8 protein-coding genes are annotated in these 12368 nt (G+C 44.3%); all 8 read right to left on the minus strand.

Features of this window, described 5'->3' with window-relative positions:
• Positions 1-68: 68 nt before the first annotated feature.
• Entirely contained in the window at positions 69-2690 is a 2622-nt protein-coding gene (locus H8796_RS16910) for an ATP-binding protein (protein ID WP_117933083.1), read from the minus strand.
• A gap of 70 nt (positions 2691-2760) precedes the next feature.
• Positions 2761-3975, minus strand: a complete 1215-nt coding sequence (locus tag H8796_RS16915; protein WP_117933085.1) for a glycosyltransferase family 2 protein — start codon at positions 3973-3975, stop codon at positions 2761-2763.
• An 85-nt stretch (positions 3976-4060) separates the two neighbouring features.
• Complete coding sequence (locus H8796_RS25665; protein ID WP_117933087.1) at positions 4061-6553, minus strand: acyltransferase family protein; 2493 nt, start codon at positions 6551-6553, stop codon at positions 4061-4063.
• Positions 6554-6559: 6 nt separating this feature from the next.
• Complete coding sequence (locus H8796_RS16925; RefSeq protein WP_187343838.1) at positions 6560-7414, minus strand: glycosyltransferase family A protein; 855 nt, start codon at positions 7412-7414, stop codon at positions 6560-6562.
• A gap of 12 nt (positions 7415-7426) precedes the next feature.
• Positions 7427-8587: a glycosyltransferase family 4 protein gene (locus tag H8796_RS16930; protein ID WP_117933091.1), complete on the minus strand. Its 1161-nt coding sequence runs from the start codon at positions 8585-8587 to the stop codon at positions 7427-7429.
• Between the two features lie 36 nt (positions 8588-8623).
• Positions 8624-9742: a glycosyltransferase family 1 protein gene (locus tag H8796_RS16935; RefSeq protein WP_117933093.1), complete on the minus strand. Its 1119-nt coding sequence runs from the start codon at positions 9740-9742 to the stop codon at positions 8624-8626.
• A 24-nt stretch (positions 9743-9766) separates the two neighbouring features.
• A complete protein-coding gene (locus tag H8796_RS16940; protein WP_117933095.1) occupies positions 9767-11239 on the minus strand; it encodes a lipopolysaccharide biosynthesis protein in 1473 nt (490 codons plus the stop codon).
• Entirely contained in the window at positions 11232-12344 is a 1113-nt protein-coding gene (locus H8796_RS16945; protein ID WP_117933097.1) for a glycosyltransferase family 1 protein, read from the minus strand. The genes H8796_RS16940 and H8796_RS16945 overlap by 8 nt, the downstream gene beginning before the upstream one ends.
• Positions 12345-12368 lie beyond the last annotated feature (24 nt).

A 12368-nucleotide genomic window follows, 5' to 3' on the forward strand; every position in this document is an offset into this window, starting at 1 on the left:
ATTATTGGGTGATTATATCACTATTAAATTGTTTTCTATATAATATATACTCTACAATATGTGCCCTTTTATGGAGGCGACAGCCATTTATGAATCATAGCTTTCAGCTTATCATCCGCTATCGGTTTAGCTATAAAATCGTTGCATCCGGCCTCCTTCGCCGCTTTTTGGTCCTGCTCATAGGCAAAGGCACTTTGAGCAATGATAGGAACAGTGGCAGACAGCTCCCGAATGATCTTCGTAGCCTCCAATCCATCCAAATTCGGCATTTTAATATCCATCAGGATAAGATCAGGTTTCACCTCATCGAACATCGTGACAACCTCCATTCCGTCATGTGCACGTATAATCCGGTGCTCCTTACCTAAGATAGCCTCCAATAAATCAAAGTTACTGTCCGTATCTTCGGCAACCAAAATACAGGCATGCCGTGTATTTACAGCACTGCTCATACCTCCGCTCGTCTCATCACCATTCTTTTTCTCCGAATCTACACTAGCAGATTCTGTAACCGTATACGGCAAAGTAAATGTAAACGTCGTTCCCTTACCAAACTCGGAGCTGACGGAAATCCTGCCACCGAGACGCTCAACGATAGATTGACAGATAGATAATCCCAACCCGGTGCCCTGTGCATGATTGTTCAGCTTGGCAAAACGTTCGAACACACGTCCCACTTTCTCCGGCTCAATTCCCGTTCCGGTATCCGTTACGTGGAAAACAATCTGGTTGTCCACCAGCTTGTAACCATAACTGATACTTCCTTCTTTCGTAAACTTAACAGCATTCCCAATCAGATTCGAAATCACCTGAAACACCCGGTTCTTGTCCGTTTCAATCACCAGACTCTCGTCCGAAGGCTCATAGACAAGACTCACTCCCTGTGGCGTACGGAATATATGAGCATCGTGCACTTCCCGGCAGAGATTATGTAAACTGGCAGGTCCGAAAGAAAACTCAATAGTCCCCGATTCAATCTTCGAGAGATCGAGAATCTCGTTGATGAGTTGCAAAAGACGCTCGTTGTTCGCATTTACGATGTTGTAGTACGTCTTTCGTTCTTCCGCATCATCACTTTCGGCAATGAGATGCGAGAACCCCACAATAGCATTCAGCGGAGTCCGTATCTCATGACTCATATTGGCAAGGAAAGCCGATTTCAAACTATCAGACATTTCCGCTTTTTCTTTCGAAGACAGTAACTCCCGCTTCATCATTTCCAGTTCCGTGACATCCCATTCGATGCTGACGATCATGGGCGAAGACAATTCGTCTCCATCCACCCGGATCTTCCGTTTGTCAAGGATAATCAGGTTTCCGTTCCGGTCCTTTCCTTCCACCGTCCAATGCATACCTTTTCCGGTGGTGGCCACTTGAATATCCTCCTGTCTCTTCTTCTCGGCTACGATAGGCGGATAGAAATCGAAGTCATTCTTACCGACAGGATCGTTCTTGTAAAGATCGCGGTTATAAGCCTCCCGATTCCGGTAAATGTACCGGAAATCATTATTGATCTCCTTCACAACAATCCCCGCGGGGAGATTATTGATCGTCGTATCCATGATTTGATTCAGCCGTTTGATTTGGGCTTCATACCGAATCCGTTCGGAAATATCATGAGCAAACGACCAGTAACTTTCTTCACCGGAATCATTGGTAACATTGTACATCGTACCTTCGTAAGCCAATATATCTCTATTGATTTTCGATGGATGGTGAGCCACAAAATTACTGCTACCACCATGTATGGTATCCTTACAACGTTCGTCCCAAGCCTCTTGCGTAGGCATATCTGCGGCGACATTGTAGATTTTCAACTGACTGATATCCTCACTTTCGGGAATACCGTGATTGTGCAGGAAACGGCGGTTGGCAAAGATGATCGTACCATCAGGTCTGGCGGCAAAGATACTCTCTTTGGCATTGTTGATAGCGTGTGTCAGCGTGTTAATGTCGTTTCTGCGATGCTGTATGTCCGTGATATTCTGAATATACCCCTCGATATTGAAACTACCGTCGGAGCGCTCTTCGCGCAAATAAGTCTGGATACGCATATAGAAGATTTCCCCGTTCAGGCGGACACGATAGCTGATGCTCTCCGTGTTGAGTTTCTTTTCGTTCACCCGACACCATTCCTTGAAACTCTGACGGTCTTCTTCTACAATCAGTTCCACATATTTTTCAATGGCGAGATTCTGCACACTTTCCTCACACAAAACGCCTGTATAACCCAAATAATGGAAAACGTTCTGGTTCGTATTGTATGCCCATTGTCCTATCTGGGCAACCTTCTGGATGGCCCTTAAAGTAAGATTCGCCTGCTCTAGCCGACGCTTTACGTTACTTCTCTGCGTGATGTCACGATATTGGCAAAGCACCATGCCGTCATACGGAAACATGAGGCATTTGAAGTAGAAAATTTCGTCATTCAGCACCAGCTTGAAGTTCTTGCTGATGCTTCGCTGCTCTTCGAGCACAATCTGAAAGATGGGCATCACCCTCTCTCTTGTATATTCCGGTAAAAGCTCAAATATATTTTTTCCTAAAAGTATATCCTCTTGCAGAAACCATAGATCACAATGAGACTCAATGTCTACGCAGACGCCATGTCTGTCAACCAATAGCATTGTATCTGCCGTCAGTTTCAATATTCTTTGTGCGTTATTCGCATCATGTAATATTCTGTCCATGTCTGTTTTTTATTAGATAATAGAGACTTATGTCTCTTATAAGGATAACAAAAGATTCCGGCATTTGTTCTTACTTTTCGGCGCGCTTCGCCTTTTCCCAGGCTCCGCTTCCTTTTTTCTTCTTGAGATAGCGGATGCCTTTCAGCACATTGACATTCATAAATAAAAAGTAGTAGGGGATAAAGAGCAACTTGTTTTTTATCTGTTTCGTAGATAGGTAATATCCCCAATATCCCAACCCGTAAAAAAGAACCTGCATGGCAAGCAGCACTCCGTAAAATATGGTAGAACCACCCAACAGCAGAATCGCAATATTCAGCGGGAAGAGCGCAAACAACAGAAACGGAGTAATAGACCATCGCAATACCCGGTGCGACGTATATTGAAAGCTAAGTATCCCGTAACGGAAAGGATTCAGCAACGGACGAAGCCGCCAGATGGACTGCAATCCTCCCGCAGCGATGCGCACTTTCCGTTTTTCTTCTTCGCGCATATCTGCCGAACCGCTTTCGATGGCATAAGCATTCGTACAATAATCGATAGTGTAACCTTTCATTGTGATCCGGAGTGAAAGAATAAAATCGTCGAGCAACGTATCCGGCTCCATCGCTTCGAATAGCTCATTACGCACGGCAAACAATTCGCCTGCTGCTCCTACGGCAGAGTAGAGCCGTGAGTCAAGTGCTTTCAGAGTTGATTCGTATTTCCAGTAAATACCTTCACCACCGGCAGCCGCCCCGTCTTTAGTCTGCACGGCAATCCGTTTTTCACCAGCCACGCAGCCCACTTTCGGATCCTGGAAAGCAAGCACGATTTCCCGTATGGCCTCCCGGTTCACCATCGTGTTGGCATCCGTAAAAACAACGAGCGGAGTATCCACCAACGTCATTCCACGTGCCATTGCAGCCGTCTTACCTTGCCGGAGCGGTTGGAAATGTACGGTCGCTTTCCCCTGCCAACGCGTCTGCAATCGTTCGTTCGTACCGTCATCGCTTCCGTCCGTCACCCATACGATGTGCAGCTTGTCCGCAGGATAATCCAGCTCAAGACTGTTTTCCATCTTCTCGTCCACTACATCTTCTTCGTTGAATGCCGTAATGAAGAGGGTAACTTCAGGCAGGTCTGCGTCCGATGCCGGCAACGAACGCTTCACAGGCTTCACGAAAAGCTCTTTCAACTTGACAAGAATATAAAGCACAATTCCGTAGCCCAAATAAGTGTAGAACACAACGAACAGGGCAAGCCAGAAAATAATTTCAAGACAAAGGGTAATGGTTTCGTTCATAGCTATATTTGTTTATTACTTCTTCTTTCTTTGTTTACACTCAACTCGTTTTAAGTTTTTTTTGTGTCCGGCTTTTATTAACTGTTCACTTGATTCGTTTTTTCAGCTCCTCCTTTTTATCCGAGTCTTTTAGCATATTTACAAAATAGAGGGCATCAGCTTTAGCGGAAGCATCTGTCGGATTCGCTTCATACCTTTTCACGAAGTTCTCGGCGTGTTCCGTCAGATATTTCCGGCAATCGATATTGAGCATAATTCCATTTTCATAGTTACTATAAGACAGTCCTGTAACAGTGCTTCCAGCATCAAGAGAGGTAATATCCTCTTTCTTTATACCAGATAGATTGACCGTAACAGAAGGATAATAAAAGTCTTCCTCACTGGGTAGATGAACGGTCAATCTCAGTTTATGTTCATCTATCTTTGTCACTGCTGTTGTGCCGTGTGTACGATAGAAATTGTATTCATAATATTCTTCCTGGTTGGGTATCCACACGTTGTCCGTTCCCTTTTTGCCGTAGTTATTGTTGATCCAGAGCAACAGGTCAGCCCAAGAAGCATCTGTACCATGAACGCCGACGTTGATAGCCATTCGTTTTTCCGGCGATAATTGTAGCTGTTTGTCGATTTCTTTTTTCAGATCCTCAATGGAGTAGAATCCTCTGTTTAGTATCACCTTTTTTAAATCGTTTTCCGTTTTTGCCGGACATATCGTTTCACCATCATTGGAAGTCATGGTTTGTATAGAAGAATGAATTTGTCCAGCGGTAATATATTCAGCAATTCCGCTTGGTTTGGCCAGCATTTTACATCCTCTGCCAGACAGTTTCTCTTTGATGATATTCAAGGCTATGTCGTAATGTCTAAGTAAGTTATTAACAGTAATTTCTTCATTATCTATATTCACATCATGTATGGAGATACCTATTCCATAGTTCAGCATCTCTTTGACATCTCCCCATGTCAGCCCTGATTTCATGAAGAAGCGATAATATTCTTGCGTCTGTCCTTTATAAATTTGTGTTTTGGCGTCCATCCATTCCCATTCCGGTGAGAGGGTGGTGGTAAATGAAAACCTGACTTCATTCCCGGATCCGTCCGTACTTCCCAAAGTTTCACCAAGATAATAAATATCGGGTGGAAGGTCTTCGTATTGCAAATGACCGAGTTGATAATAATAACCGGCAGTCAAAGGTTTGCCATTGATGGCGGCCCACGTCCACGAGAAGGCAGCTTGTTTGCAGTCGTCTTGGGTAAGCATCAGTAGCCATGACTTATTGTACTTCAATGCAGGAATTACCGTTTTTATGGCCTTTTCTTCGGGCAAAGTATTGCGGGTGTTGATTATAATTTCCGCAGTATAGTTTTGACTTTCATTCCCGAAAGGGTAGAAGAAATCTGTATCTACGATGATGTCTTGCCTTTGGGGAGAATTGTTGTTTCCTGAATTATCTTGTTTTCCATCGTCTTTGTCTCCCTGGTACAAATTGACTTTCTTGATACAGGAAACGTGAATAAGGCAGATTGCTAACAGCATGATGACTGTTTTGGTTTTTCCTAAAAACAATAAGCTGCTGAAGCGTGTCATTTCCAATAGTTTGATAATTCCCATGCAGAGAAGAATCAATAGAATGGAAATAACTGGCGTTATAATAAAGTTGAACATGAAGAAACCGGTGTCCAACAGGTTGAACCGGCTCAATACGTTACCTTCAATCAATATATGTATGGTATAGATGCCAAGTGTATATGTACCCACTTTTTCGATTACACGGAAATGAGGGCGGTAGACTCGTTGCAGCAGCAAGAATATAAACAAGCTTCCCGCGAAACCGATCAAATAGCGATAACAGATAATCGGTAGCCTTTCCCATGGCGGATAGCATACGAACTTTCCTTCCAGATAATCGTACATACTCATTCCGGTGATGTAGATATAATCCTCTTTTTGATAGAAAGGGAGGAGTATGGCGAAAAGGATAAGTGAAGCGATCAGTAGTTTGCCCCGGTGCTTCATGATTACGTCAATATACTTATGTATAAAATATCCCATCCAAAAGAATGGATACATAAACTTGTCGAGGTGTAATCGTCCATTGTCCGGCAATGCAAGGAAAAGCAAAAGTGAGATAATGAAAGCGGCAGTATCTTTTTTGAATATTTTCATACTGACGATGGCGAGTGTGAAACAGATAAAAACAGAGCGCAGGAACCAAAAACGGGTGAATGTTTCCATGAAAAGAGATTTTAAAGTTCCGGCTGGAGATGGTATGATTCCGGCATAGAGCATATATCCGATATTGATAGCGACCAACACTAATGACCAGCCGAAACAGGGAAGTATTAGTTGTTTAAATCTTCGGATTATATTTTGCATGAGTGGTTTTCCGATGGATTTGCTGAAAAAGAAACCGCTGACCAGCATGAATATGGGCATGTGGAAAGAACAGATAAACTCATGTACCGGATTGGTCCAGAAATCGTTACCGTCTCCCAAGTTCTGGATGGAATGCCCCCAGACTACGATGAAAATGCAGATTCCTTTAATAAAGTCGATATATTCTATGCGTTTTCCCATGGCTGTTTACTTATTCTTAATCAGGTTACTATCTTCGTCTTTATATTCTTTCTTTTTAGTAAATATTCCTCCCAACCCTTTCAGGCCTTTTACAACACGTACTTTAAAACTATTGAACAGACTTCCGTCAGTTCCAACCGTTCCATATCCTGTTACGGCACGTGCTTTGCGATTGCGGACAAAAGCGATTTTACCGAACTGCTTGAGTTGGAGAGAGAGGTAGCCGTCTTCACCTCGGATGATGTCGGTACGGATGCCAGTTTTCCGTGCATACTCTGTGTGGTAGGCAAGGACAAGTCCGCGCACGCTAAGTTCCGGACGTTTGAATGATTGCATCCACAGATGTAGGTCACGAGCTGCTTCGTAGACTTTTAGTCCCCATCGTGAGTGATTTTTATCCGGAATATAACTCCATAAGGAGCTGACGGCCACAATGCCTGGACGTTCGAGAGCGTTTACCATTATTTCTACGTATTTCGGAGGATACATGGTGTCGGAGTCAATATTAATATGATATTTGCCTCGGGCGTGGTTCAGCCCGCAAAGGCGGGCAAATCCGCAACTATGTTGAGTTTCTGTATAATAAGGTACACCGCATTTTTGAAATATCTCCGCCGTGCAGTCTTTTGATTCATTGTCTACACCGATGATTTCTACAGGATATTTACATTGCATCTCGCTCAAAGACCAAAGGCAGGCGAGTAGATGCTTTTCTTCGTTGTATCCGATAATTGAAACGCTGACAAGCGGTTCATCACTCTGCAGCTTCGCAATATTCTGCCGTACTTCTTCAATGACAGATGCGGGTGCTTCTGCAAAAGGCTTTTCATAAACCTGTAAATATTTACTATACCAAATCATCACTTTTAAGTTTTAAGTGTCAAGTGTTACTATTTGTTCAAATAGCTTTTTCCATTCTCGGGCAATATGTTCTATCTTAAAACGCTCTACGCTGATGCGGGCTTGTTGCCCCATCTTCCGGCGGACATCTTCGTGTTCTATTAGGTAACAGATGCTGTTTGCCAGTCCTTCTATATCTCCATTTTCCACTAGCAGTCCGTCTTTACCATCGGTGATGATGTCTCGCGGACCGCAGGGACACGTGAACGATACGGGTGGTACTCCGCATGCCATCGCTTCGATGATTACCATTCCGAATCCCTCGAAACGTGAAGAGAGAACAAAAATGGAACTTTCATTATATTTCTCTACAATATCCTGTACAGTGTGTTCTAAGATACAGTTGGAGGTGATTCCGAGTTCGTCAATTTGTTGTTGGAGTTGCCCTCGCATGCCATCTCCGTAGATTCGGAGTATCCAGTCCGGATGCTTCTTACTGACGATACTCCATGCGGGAATGAGCCGGTCGAATCCTTTTTGCGGCACATATCTACCCACTGCGATTACTTGTTTCTGCAATCCGTCGGACTGACGCTCGGGGAAGAAAGGAAGCGGATTATAGATTACTTTTACATTATTCAGTTCCGTCCATTCGGCAGCATCTTCGTGGCTAAGTACAATGAAATTCTGCAGTTGTTTTAATTGGCGGATGAGTTGTCTCCGCCAGTATTTTTTTCCTATTTTCTTGAGAAAATCCGGCAAACGGTTGTTGTCGAAATCCCGATAGTTAGACTTGTTGAAGTGTATTTCTCCAAGTTTGACACTGCCGTCTTTCATTTGGTTGATGAAGTTGATATCACGGCGGAGAAGGGAAATGGTGATGTCCGGACGGATTTTGCATAAACATTCGTTCAACCTTTTTTTGAATAGCCGTTGCTTAGCGCTGTATTCAAAAATCCGTGTCAGTAACGGACGTCCGTATAACGCGTCGTAGTTGATATTGAGTTGGTGTATGGTAATCGACGGATGCAGTTTATAATATGGCTCTTTATCCTTTCCGTCGGTAAGGATGATGTGTATCTCGTAGCCGAAGTGCTCCGTGAAATAGTTTGCCTTTAACGTTAACACACGCTCCATACCGCTGGGGTAATAGAGGGAGGGAATGCAATAGGCTATTTTTATCGTTCTATCCATTAGATATTGTTTGTTTTTTCAGATATATGTATGAGGTCAAATTCCGGTTTCATGAATGACCTTTTGCATTTGCACTGTCCATGACAATCCTTTGACCGTTTCACGTATCTCCGGTGGCGACATATGTTGAGAGCGTTGAAAGTTGATCAATTCGGAAATGTCTATCGGCGATTCATCTGGTGGAACTTTCCATACATAAGGCATCCGGTCAAAATCTTCGTCCATTTCCGAATAAGTGAACGAAAGTCCGCGTGCGGCATATTCACGGTTTTTTAGTGTTTTGATATAGGTAATTCCGCTCCGGTGACGTCCCAGACTGCCCACGGCAAAATCTGCCTTTTCGAATTGTTCATCCAATTCGTTACTGTGTAGGGGACCGTGTAGGATGACGTATGGTTCCAGGTGATTGTCGCGGATAGCAGGAAGAATTTCCTCCTGTTCGCGTATGCCGGACAGGGGACCTACGATATGGAAATAAACTTTGTATTCCGGATTGGTACGGTAGTATTCGGCCAGTCCGCGTATTAACCGGTCGAATCCGTGCCAGTAATGCACTTCGGCCACTCCGATCAGATGGAGTTCGCGTGAGGTGTCGTTCTGCGTACGTTTGATAGGGATTGCTTTAAAGTCTATCCCATTGGAAATTCGTATCGTTTTTCCTCCAAAGATCTTTTCTGCATTGGAAAAAGTGACGATGCCGTCCAGTTCTTTAGCCAACCGGTGGCGAAAACAGCGGTCGATAGCGAGAGTGAATTTCATTGACCATGCCACGTATTCCTGATCGTAGGGATAGGTGGGTATTTCCATTACTACTTTCGCTCCCGCCTGTTTCAGTTTTCTGACCAGTTGCAGAATGAAAGGACTTGCGTTGTGAAAAGAACGCATATATACAAATTCTATTTTCTCGCGGCGTACGTATTCGCTGATCGGGGAGTAGTAGACACGTTTCCATACCTTTGCTGTGAATCCGGTGCCGAAATCGGCGATGATTTCGTCGTCCACTATCCATCGGCGGTCACCGTGGGGAGTCGTTTGATAATAGCAGGTACGAACGTCCAACCCACACTCTTTGAGGGCTTTTACCTGATAATGTATTTTTTTACTAATTCCGTTCGCTTTATCAAAGCCGTGGAACATAAGAAATAAGGCTTTCATTTTTTACTACTGTCTTAAATCTAATCATTGTCTATTCTGTTTTTTTATATACTTGCCAGCCATACTTTGCACTTTGCCAATGATGTCATATTCATGTGTGGCTTGTATATATCCTCCAAAGATAATGAAACTAATCATACTTTTGGTAATAATTGTCACGAAAATGTTCATTTCTTCCATAGCATATTGCACAGGAAGAAGGCAAAATGCCATTAATACGCTGATTGCCAATGGAGAAATAAGCTGACGAACGAACGTCCATACATTTCTCCGGAACGTCACGTGATACATTTGCCAGTAGCATTGTGCGAAATTGACAGTAAACGTCAGTACAATACAGGTTGCCACTGCGGTGAGTGTGCCGAAGTAGAAAATGCCGATCAACATTCCCGTCACGTTGAGAATGGACGAAAACACTCCACACACAAACAAGCTCCGTGTGTCTCCTGCCGCCTGAAAGATGGAGCCGGACGAAGAGAGTATAATCTGAATCCCGACGGAGAGTGACAGTATCCGGAATACGGGTACGGACGGCATCCATTGATCGCCGAAAATAATGAGCGTCACTTCTTCTGCCGTGAAGAATAGCAGCACGCTAAGCGGCAACCCGATGAAAGAGAGTATGCGGATAATGCGTTCATAAGATGTGGCCAGTTTTGCTTTGTCATTTTGGAAATCACTAAAGATGGGGTGCATCACTGGGGTAATCACTTGGGTGATGTTCTGCAAAGGGAGCATCATGAGCCGGTAGGACTTTTCATAATATCCCAGATCGGACATACTCATGTGTTTTCCTATCAGCAGTTTGTCCAGATTGCGGCTGAAATAGTTGATGACGTTGAACAGGAACTGATAAGCGGAATAAGAAAAGATCTTGCGGAGTGCTGTCAGTCCCCATGTGAAATGCAAACGCTGCGGATAGCGTTGGTAGGAAATGACAAATATCAGAATGCTGGAGATGATTGGGGTGATAATCAATGCATATAATCCTGCTCCGCAGAGGGCTGCCGTAACTGCACCCGCTCCTCCGGCTATCTGTATAATGAAGCTGCGGACGGCGATGTATTTGAATTCTTTGTTGCGATAAAACAGAGCTCCGGGTACGATGGTGGCGGAGGCGAAGAATAAGTTGACCGATAAAAGTTGGCACAGGGTGCCCAGGATTTTGCTGTCGTAGTAGCGGGCGATCAGCCAGGAGGCAGCGAAGAAAAGCAGGCTGATGGCCATTCCTGTCCACACGGTGAATGAAAAGATATCCGACAACTCTTCTTTTGTCAGGGATTTGTGCTGCACGATGGCAGGGGAGACTCCCATATCGGTGAACAGGTTGAAAAATGCAATGATTACGGTGGCAATAGCTACGATTCCAAAGTCGTCCGGAGAAAGCAGGCGTGCCAGTATTCCCGCCACGACAAGGGAGATGATGATGCCGCTGTATTTGGCTAATGCCGTATAGAATACACCGGAAAATAGTTGGCGCTTGATGTTATTAGCCATTTATCGCATCTTTATAGGTTTGTGCGTATTCTTTCCCTATTTTCCGGATGTTCATATTTTCCAACGCATAGGCATAGTTCATTTCTCCTTGTCCCCATGCGGACTGTTGGCGTGCTTTTTCAAGTGCTTCCAAGATGTCTGCTCGGTTGTCCGGATGAAATGTAGGGTTTCCGGTTGCGGCCAGTATTTCTCCGATGTTTCCTGTTGCCGGTCCCATTACCACTTTGTGGTAGAGGAAGCCAAGGGGGACATTGCCGGAGTTCAGAATATCTTTCCGTTGTATGAATATCACGTCTGAAGCAGCGATGTAATAAGGCAGGTCGCAGTTGTCTATCAGTTCATCATTGGCTCCGGCTTGTAATCTGAACATACGGTTGAACAATGGCATGGCGAGATAATATCCTATTCTTGAAGCCCAACGCTTGAGGATATTTCTGCCATATTTGTTGTGTCTGGAAAAAGGATAGAATCGGGGAGCTAACAGCAGTTTGTTTTTTTCATTCCATTTGCTGAACGCTCCGGCCACCATGCGTATTTCTTCCCGGTTGCGGAATTTTCCGAAGGCGGTGACGATGAATGCTTCTTGTGGCAGGTTCAGATATTGGCGTGCGCGCTCTATGCTGATATCTTCCTTGTAGGTGTATTGGTAGATGTGGTGCGGGATGATGACATTCCGGCTGTCGGGATATTTCTGTATGAACTCCGTCTGGCTGTAATGTCCCATGTGTACCACGATGTCACTTTCCGATTCGATGATGTCGTAGGCCCGGCTGATGATATCATTTGCATAGTGGGGGCGAATGTTGTGCCGTGTGTATATGAAATGAGCCCCCCGCGAGCGGAAAAAGGCAATGCGTTCTTCCAGCCGACGGATGATGTCGGGGTCTTCGCATGTCCATCCCACTACTTCTTCCGGCCATTGGAAATGGATAATGTCATAAGTTGTGTCCGATTCCCAGAATTCTTTTTGGGAACATCTCACATTGACTCCGGCCATTCTGATAGCATCGCATAAGATAGGAACAAATAGATTGTCGGTTTCTCCGTTTTCTCTGAAAACGATCAGTGCGTTGATTGATTGGCTGTCTGTTTCGCTATCGCTCATTATTTGAGTTTTAAAGACTTTTAT

The sequence above is a fragment of the Bacteroides sp. M10 genome (assembly GCF_014334015.1).
GTDB lineage: Bacteria > Bacteroidota > Bacteroidia > Bacteroidales > Bacteroidaceae > Bacteroides > Bacteroides intestinigallinarum.